Raw genomic sequence first — 15,781 nt, 5'->3', positions numbered from 1 at the left:
GACGAATTGAAGCCTATATTCAATTTTACAACCAACATCGACCGCAACGAAGACTAAATAAGCTGCCTCCGGTAGAGTACCGGAAGCAGCTTATAGTATAGGGTCTTTTTTCAGTGTCTATAAAACAGGGGCTTGCCCACTTTGCCTAACGGGCTTGTTTTGTTTATTTTGCTGCTGTGTACTCACTTACTTCATAGGTAAGTATTTTGTCAAAGACAACATAATCTTTACGCTTTTTAAAGGGACCTTTATTGTTGCTATGTTTATCAATTGCATACATTCCAGGGCCTCTGCCTGCATCACGGGCATCATACCAAGTCAAAAAAGCGTTAACTTCGTTCATAGGAAGATCATATTGTTTTTCTATTCCATTCAATAATGTAATTGTAAGTAGTGCCTGGTCACCAGTTGGTTGTTCTGGAGTTGGTGTAGGGGTTGGTTGAGGTGTGGGATCTTTCCCAAAACCATAGACGTTAAATTCAGAAACAGTCACTTTAAAGTCAACTTCCTTAGAATCAGTTCCTTTAGCATAAAGTATTACTTTTTTAACACCAGTTACTTCACCTTTACCCAGAGCAGCTTTAATTCGATTGCCACTCACTAATGTTGTTGATGTTATGGAAACATTTTTGGAATCGTAATAAATAGCCAGTAACTCACCTGTACCTTCTGATATGAATTTTGCAATGGCGCCATTAATCGTTACTTCCTCTGGAAAAACGTATACTAGCTGCTGCCATTTCTCCATAGGAGCAGTTGTATTCTCATTATTATCCGTTAGCTGAGTAATGTACTCCGTCAGTTGTGGGTATATACTCAGCTTTTTTTCATCGAGTAAACCTCCAGAATAATTATACATTGACGTTGCAGTGAGGTTCGTTGTTACTTGGGGTGTAGGTGTTGGCACGGTGGGCATATTAGCCGGAATATCAGTAACTATGATGGAACCACTTGCTAGCGCACTCTGCACGGGCAAGGATGCAAAAACTAATAATAAAATTAACATTAGCTTAAACTTTTTCAATTGGAACACTCCTTATATGTAGTATAGATAGACACTTTACAAAACTTAACAAGGATTGTCTAAACAATTATGTCTATATTTGCAATAAAGTGAGCGGAGATAATTAATTACTTTTTTATTCCATTCGAAGAATATCTTACTTATTGTATAAGGAACATATGTTTGGTTATAATACAAACAAATGTTCTTATTTTATCGGAGGCGATCAATCATGAAAATGAGTATCGGCCAAACCATCGAAATCATATACCTGGACAAATTGGGAGAGATCACTCAGAGGCGAATTGAAATATTGGACATACGAAATGGGTGTATTCGGGCTACTTGCTTATTAGTCCGTGCGCCACGAGTCTTTCTGCTCTCTAATATCCTCGCGTGGCATCCAGTACGGGAGCAGCGATATGCCTAAGGACCGAATCATTTTACTTTCAGATTGCCAAGCGTTTTACGCAAGCGTCGAAAAGGCTGCCCACCCTGAATACAAAGATAAGCCTGTCGCAGTCGGAGATCCAACCAGGATGAATGGCATTGTATTAGCAGCATGCCCCATCGCCAAAGCCTATGGTGTAACCACCGCGTCACGCGGGTGAAGCAATGACTAAATGCCGGGATCTCGTGGTCATCCGGCCACGGATGAGTACGTATATAAAGGTCTCTCTGCTGATTTCAGAAATCTATCATAATTATACCGACCTTGTTGAAGCTTTCAGTATCGACGAGCAATTTTTGGATGTGACAGGCTCATTGAGCTTTTTTGGAGGAGATTTGCAGGAGGTAATTCACTCCATTCAGCAGCATGTCATGTTATCAACTGGTGTTTGGATCAGAGTGGGGATCGGACCGACAAAAATACTTGCTAAGATGGCAAACAACTTTGCCAAGAAGAAGGACGGCGGAATTTTCAGGCTTGATTACGACAATTTAGATAAAGAGCTCTGGCCGTTGCCAGTGCATGAAATGTTTATGGTGGCTGGTCGAATGAGCAAAAATTTTTACCGCATGGGTATTACCACAATTGGAGATATCGCCCGTATGGAGTTGGGGGAGTTTAAGCGGAGAATGCGCACGACCATGGGCAAGCAAAGCGATATTCAGGCGGAGTATTACTGGCAGACTGCCCGTGGCATAGATCCCAGCCCGGTAGTTACCGGCATACGCCATCAAATCAAATCAGTAGGGCACGGTAAGGCTCTACGCTGGAAATTGTATACCCGGCTACCTGAAATCGAGGTTGTTTTGCTAGAATTGGTGATTGAGGTTTGCCAACGAGCGCGGAAATACCGGTATATGGGAGCAACGGTGTCTATAGCGGTATCAGAAACCGATGGTGATAAATCAAACTCATACAGCCGACAAATGACACTGCCGGAGCCATCGTCTTTAACTCATGAGGTAGCTGCAGCGGCCTATCGCTTATTCGTTGATAATTGGACCGGTATGCCTTTAAGTCGTTTAGCTATATTTATATCGCATTTGACCGATGACAGTGTCATGCAGCTTACCTTATTTGATGACCGTATCCGCACATACAACAGAGAACGGGCAATTGATCAAATCAAAACCCGGTACGGTAGCCGAGCGCTCATACGTGCTTCCTCGTTGCTCGAATCTGGAGTTGCCCTGGAACGGGCCGAACAGATTGGAGGACATTATAAATGAGTAAATTAAACGGGAATGAGAGATGGAAAACCAAAATGTTAATGACCGAACATGTGGAGCAGTATGAGCAGAAGCAAGATGATGAGGTAAGAAAAATGATAACCGCCGATGAACGGACAATGGTTCGTGACCTCATATTGCTCCCTTACATGGATACTATGGTTAGCAAAAGCCTGAAGGAGATCGAACATTCAGGTAACATTCTTAAACGTGCCTATTTAATGGCCGGGCAAGCCATTCAGCGCAGGATTATCCAGGATACCTATCAGTTACAAAAAGAACTGAAGCAGCGGAATATCAGGATGATGGCGGATGAACAGGAGGAATTTTTGGTATTTTATAAAATCTTTTGCCGGGGGTACCAGGAACGCTTTGGACTAACCCGTGATGTTATGCGTACAGAGATAAGCTTAAGGTTGACCAAGTATACCGCCGACCTTGGGGCAGTATTAAAAGACCTGCAAAAATAAAACGAAACCCCGTCAGTGATACTGGCGGGGGATTTTTGATTCACAACCGGTTCCATCACCGTCAACTGGAGTTGCTCTTTATATTTAATGATAAAAAGCCTGGTAGAATCCATGAGCACCTGTATTTGTTGCTCAATTTATACTGATTAATAGCAGGTAATACGTTAAACATAATGGTATAATAGACTACTGGACGTATTTTGGAACAATGAAGGTTAAGGAGCGATACTTTTTGAAGACACTTATTATTGCGGAGAAACCGGATATGGGGCGGAATATCGCCGCCGCAATAGAACCAAAGGCCAAAAATTACCGTTCCTATCTGGAAGGGGAGCAGTACATCATCACATGGGCGATTGGACATCTTATCGGGTTGGCCGAGCCTGAAGCCTATGACGACAAATATAAAAAATGGAATATCAATGATTTGCCGATCATCCCCGAGCAGTTCAAGCTAGTACCCAATGCGCGTACCATTGACCAACTGAAAGTTATTGGAGAACTGGCCAAACGCAGCAACCTATTGGTCAATTCCTGCGACGCGGGGCGGGAGGGACAGCATATTTTTTCGCTGATACAGCGGCATCTGAAGCTGAATCAGCCGGTGAAACGGCTGTGGATTTCCGATTTGACTCCGGAGACGATCCGTAAAGGGTTCCAGGAGCTGCGGGACGGTTCAGAGTACGAAAACCTGACCAAAGCCGCCAGAGCACGCAGTGAAGCGGATTGGCTGATTGGCATGAACGGCTCGCGGGCGTTTACGACCAAACATAATGTGCTGCTGTCCGTCGGGCGGGTGCAGACTCCAGTACTTGCGCTGATCTATGACCGCCAGAAGACGATAGAAGCTTTTTCATCGCTTAAGTTTTTTGAAGTGGAGGGACATTTCGCTCAGAACGAGATGACCTACAAAGGGATGTGGCAAGGGGAACGCCTGACGGATGGAGCCAAAGCTGAAGCGTTGGCCGCTAAGGTCAAGGGCAAGCCGGGCAGGATAGCTTCTTATGAGGTCAAAGAGACGAAAGAGTATCCGAATAAGTTATATGATTTGACGCTGCTGCAGCGCGAGGCGAACGGTAAGCATGCTTTTTCCGCCAAAAAAACGCTCGATATTGCTCAGGCATTATATGAAAAGCATAAGGTGATCTCCTATCCCCGGACCAACTCCAACTACGTGACCGAGCAGAACATCCCGGAGATGCACAAGACGCTTTCCGCCCTGCAAGGAACATCGTACGACGAATGGGTCAAAGGCGCCAACCGGAATCTGGTCCATAAAGGCAATAAGTTTATCTGCAATCCCTCGAAGGTTGAAGATCACCATGCCATTCTGCCGACTAACCGCAAAGCATCGGGACTTAGCACGGATGAGGCCAAGCTGTACGACTTAATTGTGCGCCGCTTCCTCTCGCAATTTTATCCGGCTGCTGAATATAAGGTTCATACCGTACTTACCGAGGTGGAGAACGAAAATTTCAAAACTACGGTCAAGGAGCTGCTGTCCCTGGGCTGGAAAGTGATTTACGGCGATCAGAAGAAGGACAAGGCTAAGCCGTCCAAGGGCAAAGGCAAGGAAGAGGAAGAGGAAGAAGAAATTGAAGTGAATGAACCGTTCTCAGTGGTTCCTGCCGATGAGGTGATCTGCAGTGATGCGATCGTCAAAGAGAAGGACACCCAGCCGCCCAAGCACTACACAGAGGGTACGCTGCTGAAAGCAATGGAAAGTGCGGGCAAGCAGATCGAGGATGAGGAGTTGCGCGACGCGATGAAGGACTCCGGCCTTGGCACACCGGCTACCCGCGCGGCGACGATTGAACGGCTTAAGAACGTGGGATATGTGGAAATGCAGGGCAAAAAAATCGCCATCACGCAAAAGGGCAGGACTGCCATTGAGCTTATTCGCGGTGCAGGCGTCGAACTGCTGACGTCCCCGGAAATGACCGGCCAGTGGGAGCGGCGGTTGAATGAAATCGCCAGAGGCACGGCGGCGGACGGGCAGTTTATGGAGAACGTCAAACGCTTCGCCTCGATGATTGTGGACAAAGTCCGGGTACAGTCCCGGGCAGCCAAAACCTCCTTTGAAGGGGAGACGCCATCCTTGAAAGCGGGAGCCAAAGGACGAAGCGGCGCCGGTGCGGCACGTAAGCCGACAGGTAAACCGGCTGAGGCGAAGCCCCGCAAAGCGGCTGGCGAGTCAGGGGCGGAAGCTGCCGGAAAAGCAGCTGCGGCCAAAGGGGATGACGGACCAAAAATCATCGGGAAGTGTCCGCGGCCCGGCTGCGGTGGAACGATTTTTATGGGCCGCAAAGGGTATGGCTGTTCCCATTACAAGGAAGGCTGTAAATTTGTCATCTGGAAGGAAAATCACGGCCGCACGCTTAGTGATGCCCAGGTCAAGGCGCTGATTGAGAAAGGCAAAACAGGCAAGCTGAAGCTTGCCGGCGAGGACGGCTCGCCGCAAGAGGGCAAACTGGTACTCTCGGATGTGAGTACAGGTCAACTGACTGTAGAATAAAGCGCAAAGTTTAAATCTTACGAGCAATCAAAGAGGATGCACTCTGGCCTAATGATTTCCGGCCGGAGCACATCCTCTTTTTAAATACATTACATTCTTATTTGACCAGTTCGGCTTCGATGGCAGCGGCCAGTGTTTCATATGAAGAGTTCGGCAGGAGAACGCCATTCACCATGAATTTAGGTGTGCCATTCACTCCATAAGAGCCGGCAATCTTAAAGTCTTCCTTCACATCATACATGTAGGTGTGATTCTGGACATCCTGCTCAAATTGGGCATAGTCCAGGCCATCGATATTGTCCTTCACGAAGTCTAGGATGAACTTTTGGGTGATCCAGATCTTGCTTTCGTCACCCTGATTCTCATATAACTTATGAAGATACTCCCAGAATTTCTCGTTACTCTGCTTATAGATGGCTTCGCCGGCACTTGCGCCAAGATAAGAATCCCGGTCAATAAATGCAAAGTTCATGAAATAAAATTGCACTTTGCCACTGTCTACATAATCTTTAATGAACGTATCCAGATAAGTTTCCGTCCATTTCTTGCAGGCAGGGCATTTGAAATCAGCGAATTCAATAACCTTGACCTTGGCATCTTCGCTTCCGAGATGCGGCTGCTTCTCATACTTCAGCCCGTCAACCACGATGGTGCCTTTTACATCCGTATAGTTGGGCAGATTGTCGAAAACTATGGCCTCATCGTCTTTGTTGCTCGTCGTGATATAGACAAGCACACCAAGGAGGATCACCACAACTACAGCCAGCAGCATGGGGAGTAAGCGTCTGCTGTCCGGAGTGTTCTTAGGGTTCGTCTTCTTGTTCATTCCTACCTCCTGCAATGAGATGAAAATCTTCTCAAACAGTATAATCACACTGCCAGGAGGTTGCCTATGTCATTTGTAACAAGGACTTGTCTTTTTGTCACCCGTGATTTTGCCGCAGAGACGCTGTCCGGATAACCGGGGTTACTTCGTGAATGGAAGAAATGGTTACTACAGATTGCTGCATTTCACGTTGAAGCTCAATCAGGTTATAGAGCCATTCGTTCTGCTGCTTCAGGTAAATGCTGTTGATGCCTGCGGTCACGGCAGGGAGTACATCGGTGCGCAGAGAGTTGCCGATCATCCAGGTGCGCTGGCGCTCGAACGGGTAACTGCTCAGAATATTTTCCAGTGATTCTACATTTTTGTGCTGGCGGATAAAGATCCGGTCGTTGAAATATACATCCAGCTTCATCTGCTCAATCTTGCGCTGTTGAATCGTATCGTCGCCGCCGGTGTACAGATATAAATCATGACCGTCCTGTTTCAATGAATCAAGCGTCTCGACCATGCCCGGATAAGCTTCGATTTCCTGATCGTAGACACTGAGTCCAAGCTTCATCAGCTGCTGCTCCTGATAGGGATCGGTTGACCGGTTGAATTTGGCGCAAAAATAGTGGTAGGTTGCAATGAGGGACTTGGGGAAATTTTCACTGGCCAGTCCGCTGGTGCTTACCGTCTCTACATCAATCTCGGCCTGTTTGGTGCGGACTTCACTCGTAGTAGGACCAATGCCGCTGAACCAGTCGGACATGAGTTCGAAATACTGCCCCAGAATGAGGTCGAAATATTTGTTGCAGTGCACCAGGGTGTCGTCCAAATCGAAAATTACTTGCTGTGTTGAATATTTCATAACGCTCACTCCTAAAAGTTTTGTTAGCTGATACTTATGGGCAGGGCTTCGTACAAAACTCGCTTCGTAAGCATTCGCTTGTCTCTGTCTCTGTTTGGTACTGTTATTATAAACGAATATAGGATTCCAGGAACATCTGAAGATCCGATGCGCCGTCCGCGCGGATGCTGAAACGTTCATTGCCTTCTCCTTCACTGCCCAGATGGACGCGCAGGAGACCGGCGACCCGCAGGATAAGCAAATGATGCATAAGCATTTCACTGGACTGGCTCAAATCGGACTGCATGTCCCATATGGTCTTGGGCTCATTAGCCACATAGCGCAGCAGTCTTAGACGCGTCGGGTCCGACAGCGCTTTGGTCAGGCGCAGCAGTACGGTAGGCGGCTCGTCTTCGTCTTCAGAAGGCACATCTACAGGGTACTGAATGATCATTAAGGTATTATAGAAGCAATACGTATTAATCGGCCGGTTGTGTACCGTAGGCAGCAGCACAATAGTCTGCAAATCCGGGATGTCTCCGACTACCACTCCGCCTGAGGCGTATTCAATCAGCGCTCCAGGGTCCATTTTGCTCTCCAGCAGCTTCTTCTCTGAGGCGTCCTCAATCAGCAGCGGCAGAATCTTCTGCTCCACATGGCGGAAGTACTGATCATACCAAAGGCGAAGAAGCGGAGCATAGCTGTCCCTGATCCGTTTACATTCTTCAATCGTAAAATCGGGGAACAGGGGAGACAATCGCCCGAAGCGCTCCTCCAGTGAGGAGGACTCCAGTTCGTCCAGGAACTGCAGCACTTTGGAGCCGGGCCCGCGGTTGTAAGCCCAGGCATATAGCACATCATAGTCAGTAAAAGGCCATTCGGCAGCCTGCTTCAGAGCGGATACCTGCTGCGGCGGTATGCGGCCGTCGAGATCACGGACCCAGTCGGGACCTATGTCCAGATTGGAGATCCATTTACCGGTAACATATATCATGAAACTGTCCAGCAGTTCATATACAGGCGAGACATCAATTTTCAGTTCATAGCTCATGAAGCATACACCCCCAGGGAAATCCGTCACTTCTATATATTATCTCTTGTTTTGAAGAGGGTTGTCCACTATAATGTTCGGTGTTTGCCGTTTCACATCCGTTTGCTTAACTAATGTATTACATAGGCCTGAGCTTCCGAAGCCAGCTTTGTTCAAAGCGACTCAGGAAGCAAATGCTCACAAAACTAAGCGTATGCTTTCGAAGCTAGTTTTGTTCGAAGCGACTCAGGAAGTAAATGCTCACAAAACTTTTGATGGGAAAATAACGCGGACAGACGAAGTGACTTTTACGGGTTCTTGTCCAAACGAATCGCTCCCTTGCGAGGTGACCGCTAAAAAAGGCAATAGGATGCCCGGGAGGCTTAAAAAGCTCCTTTTAAAAAGGGCTATAGGGAGGGCCCCGGCTTCTGAACGGTGTACCCGAGTCGTTGCAGTTGGCGGATTAAACGATCTTCGGAAGAAATCGCATTTCGCCCAAGTAAATAGTCGGTACCAAGCTCCCGGTAAGGATCATTCGTTCTCAAGATGTGATAGGCGATGACGAGTAATTTATGAGCGAGGGCAACAATGGCTTTGGGTTTACCCCGCCTGCGGGCGAGGGCCCAGAACTTTGCCCCTAAAAACGTTCGGGTTTTACTGGCGGCCCAAGCGGCTTCGACGAGTGCGCTGCGAAGTGCGGAGTTGCCTTTGAGGGTAGCCGAACTTTTTTTTTACCGGCGCTTTCGTTACTGCCTGGACTGAGTCCGGCCCAGGAAGCAAGATGGGCAGCGGACGGGAACACAGACATATCGATCCCGAGTTCTGCGACGAGAATCTTGGCGGTATGGGGACCGAGACCGGGAACGCTCTGAAGGAGCTGAAGCTTCGGGAGATGAGGAGCAAAGGCGATGTCCATCTCAGCCTCCAGTTCAGCAATAGAGGATTCCAGAAAGGCCAGATGCTTCAAGGAATGGGAAATCATTTGGCGGTGGTGCTTGGTAACGCGCCCGTTCAAGGCGGCGGTCAACTCCGGAAGTTTGGCGCGAAGCTTGCCTTTAGCCAAGTCGGCGATCACGTCAGGTTCGAGGACCTCGCCATTGACAATGGCTTGAAGCATAAGGCGACCCGAAACACCAAAGAGGTCGGAGACAAAACTGGAGAGTTTGATATTAGCATCCTCAAGTACCTTGTGAATGCGATTGCGTTCGGAAGCCTCGTGGCCTTTGAGTTTTTTGCGGTAACGGGTCAAATCACGGAGGTTGCGGATCTCTTGAGGCGGCACAAAGCTGCTGCGAATGAGATCGCAGCGATGAAGCTGGGCCAGCCACTCCGCATCCTTGACGTCGGTCTTGCGTCCCTTGATATTCTTGACATGAGCCGCATTGGCGACGGTCAAGGAACAGGAATCTTGAAGGACATTGAAGACGGGTTTCCAAAAGACCCCGGTACTTTCCATCGCGACGTCGGTGCAGCCTTCGTGCTCCAGCCAATCGGCGAGGGAGAGAAGACCGGAGAGGACGGTAGGGAATTCGCGAATCTGTTTGGTGGGTTTGGTGTCTAAAGGTCCTTTGAGAAGACAGGCGACAATCGTGGCTTGATGAACATCCAGGCCGGCACAGCATTGACGAATAGCATCCAAAACAAAACATCCTTTCTTGGCAGGGCTACGGGCCGTCCGATCCAGTGAAATTTGATGGAGGTGCTCGGGGCAACAATACATTGTACTCGAAGACGGCCGTATTTCAATTTAGGAGTCGAGGTCGTACACACAATAAGTTTACCGACTTCACCTGTCCTGCTTAGTATCTGGTATGTACAGGATGCTTGTCGGTTAAACCTCAAGCCTATTTTCATAACACATTGTGCCCGCAAGGGCATTAAAATTTAGGAGGATTCATCCGTGTCAGACCGGCTCACCGCAACAAGCAAACTGAACAACAAATGGAACTATATGATTCTGATTACCGTTATTATCGCTGCCGGGCTCAGCCAAGGGCTGCTGCTTCCGGTGCTCTCCATTCTGCTGGAGCAAAAAGGGGTTTCTTCCTCGCTCAACGGCCTTAATGCCGCTGCTTTATATGTAGGCTCTTTTGCGATGACGCTGGCAGCCGAGCGGGTTCTTGGCGCCATCGGCTTCAAGAAGCTGATCGCTGCCGGGCTCAGCCTTGTGCTGGTGGCACTGCTCTTGTTCCCGCTGCTGCCGGGTATCAAGGTCTGGTTTGTCTTGCGCCTGTTTGTGGGCATTGGAGACTCGGCCATTAACTATGCCGCGCAGCTATGGGTGCTGCTCATGACACCTGCGGAGCACCGGGGGCGCAATCTCTCGCTGTATGGAATGTCCTACGGACTCGGATTTAGTCTCGGCCCGATTGGGATCAGCCTGCTGCGATATGGCCAGGCCGCACCGTTTTTGATTATTGCTGCGCTTTTTATACTGGTGCTGCTGCTGGTCCTTATCAAGCTTCCGGATTCTCACCCGGATAAAGTGGAGCATGGGGAGGGACAAGCGCGGCGTTTCGGGCGAAGCTACAGCCTCGCTTGGTATGCCCTGATTCCTGCACTTCTTTACGGCTATATGGAAGCTAGTCTGAACAGTAATTTCCCTGTGTACGGACTGCGCATTGGCTACAGCACGGATCAGATTGCTGCGCTGCTGCCATTCGCCGGTATTGGCGGTCTGCTGTTTCAACTGCCGCTGGGGATATGGAGCGACCGATACGGCCGAAAGAAGATTCTGATCTTTTCCGGTGTGAGTGGCGGTCTGGCCTTTACCTTGCTGCCGCTGTCCGGTGATCATTTCCTGCTGACGCTGGTTGTGCTGATGGTGGCAGGCGGTCTTGTAGGTTCTTTCTTCTCGCTGGGTCTAAGTTACGCTGCAGATATTCTTCCGCGCAATTTGCTGCCCGCAGCAAATGTGGTTTCCTCCTTTCATTTTAGTATCGGCAGTATTGTGGGACCGGGCATCGGCGGACTGCTGCTAGAATTTGGCTGGGGAGGCGGTGTTTTTGTCTTGCTGGGCGCTTTTTATATATTGTTCGGTTTGACAGGGTTATTATTCTCGCCACGCCAGATGAATTGAGGTAAGATAAGAACGGATGCTCGCATGGAAATCGATCACGCTTTCAGAGTACACTATAGAGTAGAGTCAAAGACAGGGAGAGGCTGAACTATGATCACAGTTGAACATTTAGCCAAAGCAGCCGGGGAAGAAAAAATGCCTGTTCTGCAGGACATTGGCTTTCAATTAGAACCAGGTGAGCTTGTTGTACTGCTGGGAGCCAGCGGGAGCGGTAAGTCAACGCTGCTGCGCTGCCTTGCGCTGAAAGAGAAATGGGACAGAGGGAACTTCAGGGTGGATGGAGTCAATATTCTCGGAAATGTCTTTACCGGCAAACGGAAGATCCGCCGGGAGTGGGCTTATCTGGAACAAAATGCAGAGCTCAATCCGAACCGGACTGCGCTTAAGAACGTGCTGATAGGCCAGTCCTCACAAACACCGCTCTGGCGGATGGTGACAGGAATGGTCCGTTCAGACGACTACATGGGCGCGATGGACGAGCTGGATTTATTGGGTCTGCTGGATAAGGCCAAGATGAAGACAAGCCAGCTAAGCGGCGGAGAACGCCAGCGGGTGGCGATTGCCCGGGCACTGGTTCACGGGGCCAAGGTGATTCTGGCGGATGAACCGGTTACCGGTCTTGATCCGCGTACAGCGGAGGGAGTACTGGAAACCCTGCGCAAGCTCTGCAAAGAGACAGGGCTGACGGTAGTGACGGTGTTGCCCCTAGAGCTGGCGGAACGTTATGCTACACGGCTGTGGGTGCTTGAAGACGGACGGATCAAACATGATGTAAAGGGCCGCCGTCTGACATCACAAGAACGCCTGCATCTGTAATCATTACACCACGAAACAAGGAAAGAGTGATGAAGTTGAATAATCGAGTTCTGAGACGTCTGGCGGCGGTATCTCTTTCTCTGTCCATACTGTCGGGCTGCACCTTCATCAGCGATCCTGTTTTGCGGATGAAGGCGCCGGAGCTGTCTGCCGACAAGGCTTCGCTGATGACGGCGATCACGTCCCACATGCCAGCCGGAGCTTCGCTGATCCGTCCGGTGAGTGACGATGACAGCTCTATTTTCACTGAGGATTTGGACAAGGACGGAACGATAGAGACGCTCGTCTTCTATTCGACGAAGAACGAGGCCGTACTGATTCACGGCATGATCCTGGAGAAGCGGGACGATGTCTGGGAGAAGAAGCTGGTATTTGACGGTGGCGGAACGGAATTGGATTCCGTTGATTTAAGGGATGTAACCGGTGATGGCAAGCTGAATATCATTGCCGGTTATTCACGAGGTGTAGAGAAAGGGATGGTGGTCTACTCCTATTCCGGAGGAGAGCTGGAGGAAGTGCTCTCCCAGCCCTACACGAAATATATGGTCGATGATCTCAATGAGGATGGGATTGAAGACATCACGGTTGTATATTTTAAACGCAATGAGTTTGCCACAATTACTACCTATCAGTACAACGACGGCTTTAAGGTTTTGGATGAGCTTGACGATCTGGACCCTTATTTCAGTAATTATTACAATATTGTCTCAGGTAAAGTGGCAGAGCATAAAGAAGGTATAGTTCTGGATTCGGCGGTGGATTCACGCTCAGCATACACGACAGTGGTAGTGATGGAGAATAATAAGCTGCGTGTGGTGATCCCCGGAGATGCCCGGACCTTTAAGGACAGAAAGATTGTCAGCGAGGATATCGACGGCGACGGCGTTATCGAAATCGGATTGCTGGAGCCGCCGAAGGGCTGGGAATATTTTGATCCTGAGACGATCCCCTATTTCAATTCTTATTACAAATGGGACGGCAAAAATGGCTTAACCTTTTCCGCGCTGCAATACCGTGATCCGGCGGACCGCTTCAGGATTGATCTTTTACCGGAATGGCATGAGAATGTTACAGTGGATACCAAGTCGGTCCAGGACAAATCGCTTAAGTTTATTTTGTCGAATACCGGTGAGACGGTAGCAGAAATCTCATTCTTTTCTCCGGCGGAATGGGAGCGCGTAAAGAGTAGCGGATGGAAAATATTAGGATTTGATCTTGATAAGTTTATCGGCTACCGGGGAGAAGTTGAGCAGAACACAAGCGGGGGCGACAACAATAAAATCACCTCGCCTATAGAAAGGAAGGGAATTGATGAGTAAGGTATTAATCCTGGAGGATGAAGAATCCATCCGCAGTTTTATAGTTATTAATCTCAAGCGTAACGGATTTGAGGTGCTGGAAGCCGCGGACGGCAATGAAGCACTGCACAAGCTGACTACGGTTCCTGATATTGATATTGCACTCCTGGACGTAATGGTTCCCGGCATCGACGGATTTGAGGTGTGCAGACGTATCCGGGAAACGAATGAACGGCTCGGGATTATCTTTCTTACGGCAAAAGTCCAGGAGCAGGATAAGGTTTACGCCCTTTCAGTCGGTGCGGATGACCATGTCAGCAAACCATTCAGTCCTACGGAGCTGATCGCCCGTATACAATCGCTGCTGCGCCGTGTCAATGTTCACCGGGAGCAGTCTGCAAAGGTCTCATTTCATTCGGGGCCGTTTACGCTCGATCTGATTTCCAAACAGTTTAAGCGCAGCGGGGAAGGCATCGAACTGACGCCAACCGAGTTTTCATTGGTACAATTTTTCCTGGAAAAAGAAAACACGCCGCTCAGCCGCGACTCGCTCTTGGATCATGTCTGGGGCAAGGAGTACATGGGTGATCCGAAAATTGTTGATGTAAATATCCGCCGGCTGCGCCAAAAGATTGAGAATAATCCCTCAGAACCCGAATACCTACAGACCGTATGGGGACACGGCTATAAATGGAAGGGTCAAGGACAATGATCAAGAAGGGGATGCGCAGACAGATTGTACTGCACTATATTCTTGTAGTCTTCGTGGCGCTCCTCCTCGTTGAGGTTATTTTTCTGCTGGCCATCCGGACGTATTATTACGATAGTGTTTATAATAAAATTACGACCCAGATCGGAATCTCGGAAAACTTCTACAAATTTACATTTTCCAACGAGAGTTCGCCCGTTCATTTTCCGAAGCTGCTTGAATACTTCGATATGGATAATACGGAATTGGAAATACTGACCCTTAACGGTGATATCCTTACCGGCTCTACGCCATTTCAGCCTGACCGTACGATTACGACCAGCGATGTTTCAGAAGCGGTTGGCGGAGGTATCGGACGCTGGGTAGGCAGACAGGCAGGGACGAATGAGAGCGTAATGGCGGTATCCAAAATGCTGCACATTAACGGCCGCGATTCTTTTATTGTAAGATACCTTACGTCCATGGAGAGAATCAACTCAGATTTGCTGAATCTTACCCTGGTATCCATCGGTATCGGTGGAGCGGTAATGGCTATTGTTATGCTCTTTAGCTTCGGTCTCGCCAATTCCATCGTGAAGCCGCTCAATAATATTACGGCAGTATCGGCGCAGATGGCCAAAGGGAGATTTACGACCCGGATCAAAGGTGACTACAAATATGAGATTGGTGATCTGGCAACCACACTCAACTATATGGCAGATGAAATTATCCGCAGCAATCAGATTAAGGACGATTTCATTTCCTCGATTTCCCATGAGTTGCGGACGCCGCTGACCAGCATCAAGGGCTGGAGCGAAACACTGATTTCAGGTGGCTACGATCCGGAGGAAACCAAGCTGGGCATGGGGATTATATCCAAGGAAAGCGACCGGCTGATCGGACTGGTGGAGGAAATCCTCGACTTCTCCAAGCTGCAGCAGAATGAGATGAAGCTATCCATTGCTCTTATCGATATCAAAGTGGTGCTTCAGGAGACGATACTGAATGTATGGGCCAAAGCGGAGAAGAAACGTATACATCTGCTGCTGGAATGTGAAGGGACGATCTATATCAAGGGAGACGCCAACCGGCTGAAACAGGTATTCCTGAATTTGGTGGACAACGCCGTGAAGTTCTCCCCTGAAGATTCCAGCATTGTCCTGTCCACCCACCGTCTCTCCAAGGAGGAGATGGCTGTCATTGTCAGGGACAGCGGAATTGGCATCAGCGAAGCCCACCTCTCCAGAGTCCGCGATCGTTTCTTCCAGGTCGACGCGCTGAACGGAGGAACCGGACTGGGGCTTGCCATTTCCCAGCAAATTGTGGAGCTTCATCACGGAAAGCTGGAATTGGATAGTGAGCTGGGCAAAGGAACGCAGGTTACTGTTATTTTGCCGCTGACCGAGGAACAGCCTCCGGTTGCAGCAGAGGGTGAAAACGGACCCGAATTACTGTAACAGCTCTTTATGAGTGTATAGCGACAGGAAGTAAATATTGCAAGAAAAAAGCAGCAGCTCCGGTTATCAGAGACTGCTGCTTTTTCTTGT

At 48.9% G+C, this 15,781-nt stretch carries 14 protein-coding genes; 9 read left to right on the top strand and 5 right to left on the bottom strand.

What is annotated here, in order from left to right; genetic code table 11:
• Positions 1–163 precede the first annotated feature (163 nt).
• Entirely contained in the window at positions 164–1,024 is an 861-nt protein-coding gene (locus NSS79_RS18990) for a hypothetical protein (protein WP_342435716.1), read from the bottom strand.
• A gap of 401 nt (positions 1,025–1,425) precedes the next feature.
• On the opposite strand from NSS79_RS18990, the gene NSS79_RS18985 reads away from it, so the two are divergent.
• The 4 genes from NSS79_RS18985 (at position 1,426) to NSS79_RS18970 (ending at position 5,668) form a co-directional block, all read left to right on the top strand.
• A complete protein-coding gene (locus NSS79_RS18985; RefSeq protein ID WP_342435715.1) occupies positions 1,426–1,614 on the top strand; it encodes a hypothetical protein in 189 nt (62 codons plus the stop codon).
• A 4-nt stretch (positions 1,615–1,618) separates the two neighbouring features.
• The gene (locus tag NSS79_RS18980; protein WP_342435714.1) at positions 1,619–2,683 is read left to right on the top strand and encodes a DNA polymerase IV; all 1,065 of its coding nucleotides are present in this window, start codon (positions 1,619–1,621) and stop codon (positions 2,681–2,683) included.
• Positions 2,680–3,153, top strand: a complete 474-nt coding sequence (locus NSS79_RS18975) for a hypothetical protein (protein ID WP_342435713.1) — start codon at positions 2,680–2,682, stop codon at positions 3,151–3,153. The genes NSS79_RS18980 and NSS79_RS18975 overlap by 4 nt, the downstream gene beginning before the upstream one ends.
• A 232-nt stretch (positions 3,154–3,385) precedes the next feature.
• Entirely contained in the window at positions 3,386–5,668 is a 2,283-nt protein-coding gene (locus NSS79_RS18970; protein WP_342435712.1) for a DNA topoisomerase 3, read from the top strand.
• Positions 5,669–5,765: 97 nt separating this feature from the next.
• On the opposite strand, the gene NSS79_RS18965 is transcribed toward NSS79_RS18970, so the two are convergent.
• The 4 genes from NSS79_RS18965 to NSS79_RS18950 form a co-directional block, all read right to left on the bottom strand.
• A complete protein-coding gene (locus NSS79_RS18965; RefSeq protein WP_342435711.1) occupies positions 5,766–6,494 on the bottom strand; it encodes a DsbA family protein in 729 nt (242 codons plus the stop codon).
• 97 nt (positions 6,495–6,591) lie between these two features.
• The gene (locus NSS79_RS18960) at positions 6,592–7,344 is read right to left on the bottom strand and encodes an HAD family hydrolase (protein WP_342435710.1); all 753 of its coding nucleotides are present in this window, start codon (positions 7,342–7,344) and stop codon (positions 6,592–6,594) included.
• Between the two features lie 106 nt (positions 7,345–7,450).
• Positions 7,451–8,374, bottom strand: coding sequence for an ArsR family transcriptional regulator (locus tag NSS79_RS18955; RefSeq protein WP_342435709.1), 924 nt, complete (start codon positions 8,372–8,374; stop codon positions 7,451–7,453).
• Positions 8,375–8,990: 616 nt separating this feature from the next.
• Positions 8,991–9,992 (bottom strand): IS110 family transposase, encoded by a 1,002-nt coding sequence (locus tag NSS79_RS18950; protein WP_340899475.1) that lies wholly within the window; start codon positions 9,990–9,992, stop codon positions 8,991–8,993.
• Positions 9,993–10,253: 261 nt separating this feature from the next.
• On the opposite strand from NSS79_RS18950, the gene NSS79_RS18945 reads away from it, so the two are divergent.
• From NSS79_RS18945 to NSS79_RS18925, 5 genes are all read left to right on the top strand, one after another.
• Positions 10,254–11,432 (top strand): MFS transporter, encoded by a 1,179-nt coding sequence (locus NSS79_RS18945; protein ID WP_342435707.1) that lies wholly within the window; start codon positions 10,254–10,256, stop codon positions 11,430–11,432.
• A gap of 90 nt (positions 11,433–11,522) precedes the next feature.
• Positions 11,523–12,248, top strand: coding sequence for an ATP-binding cassette domain-containing protein (locus NSS79_RS18940; protein ID WP_342435706.1), 726 nt, complete (start codon positions 11,523–11,525; stop codon positions 12,246–12,248).
• A 35-nt stretch (positions 12,249–12,283) separates the two neighbouring features.
• Positions 12,284–13,567, top strand: a complete 1,284-nt coding sequence (locus NSS79_RS18935) for a hypothetical protein (RefSeq protein ID WP_342435704.1) — start codon at positions 12,284–12,286, stop codon at positions 13,565–13,567.
• Positions 13,560–14,258 (top strand): response regulator transcription factor, encoded by a 699-nt coding sequence (locus NSS79_RS18930; protein WP_038592865.1) that lies wholly within the window; start codon positions 13,560–13,562, stop codon positions 14,256–14,258. Before NSS79_RS18935 ends, NSS79_RS18930 begins: the two co-directional genes overlap by 8 nt.
• Entirely contained in the window at positions 14,255–15,691 is a 1,437-nt protein-coding gene (locus tag NSS79_RS18925) for a HAMP domain-containing sensor histidine kinase (RefSeq protein ID WP_342435703.1), read from the top strand. The genes NSS79_RS18930 and NSS79_RS18925 overlap by 4 nt, the downstream gene beginning before the upstream one ends.
• The last annotated feature ends 90 nt before the right edge of the window (positions 15,692–15,781 follow it).

This window comes from Paenibacillus sp. FSL L8-0436 (genome assembly GCF_038593025.1).
Classification (GTDB): Bacteria; Bacillota; Bacilli; order Paenibacillales; family Paenibacillaceae; genus Paenibacillus_AQ.
Note: the sequence above shows the minus strand (reverse complement) of the source record. Positions and strands in the feature narration are given on the sequence as shown.

What these genes read in the sequence shown, in the direction of transcription:
- NSS79_RS18985 (WP_342435715.1), top strand. Translation starts at nt 1,426, where the DNA reads ATGCCTAAGGACCGAATCATTTTACTTTCAGATTGCCAAGCGTTTTAC.
- NSS79_RS18980 (WP_342435714.1), top strand. Translation starts at nt 1,619, where the DNA reads ATGACTAAATGCCGGGATCTCGTGGTCATCCGGCCACGGATGAGTACG.
- NSS79_RS18975 (WP_342435713.1), top strand. Translation starts at nt 2,680, where the DNA reads ATGAGTAAATTAAACGGGAATGAGAGATGGAAAACCAAAATGTTAATG.
- NSS79_RS18965 (WP_342435711.1), bottom strand. Translation starts at nt 6,494, where the DNA reads ATGAACAAGAAGACGAACCCTAAGAACACTCCGGACAGCAGACGCTTA.
- NSS79_RS18960 (WP_342435710.1), bottom strand. Translation starts at nt 7,344, where the DNA reads ATGAAATATTCAACACAGCAAGTAATTTTCGATTTGGACGACACCCTG.
- NSS79_RS18955 (WP_342435709.1), bottom strand. Translation starts at nt 8,374, where the DNA reads ATGAGCTATGAACTGAAAATTGATGTCTCGCCTGTATATGAACTGCTG.
- NSS79_RS18940 (WP_342435706.1), top strand. Translation starts at nt 11,523, where the DNA reads ATGATCACAGTTGAACATTTAGCCAAAGCAGCCGGGGAAGAAAAAATG.
- NSS79_RS18930 (WP_038592865.1), top strand. Translation starts at nt 13,560, where the DNA reads ATGAGTAAGGTATTAATCCTGGAGGATGAAGAATCCATCCGCAGTTTT.
- NSS79_RS18925 (WP_342435703.1), top strand. Translation starts at nt 14,255, where the DNA reads ATGATCAAGAAGGGGATGCGCAGACAGATTGTACTGCACTATATTCTT.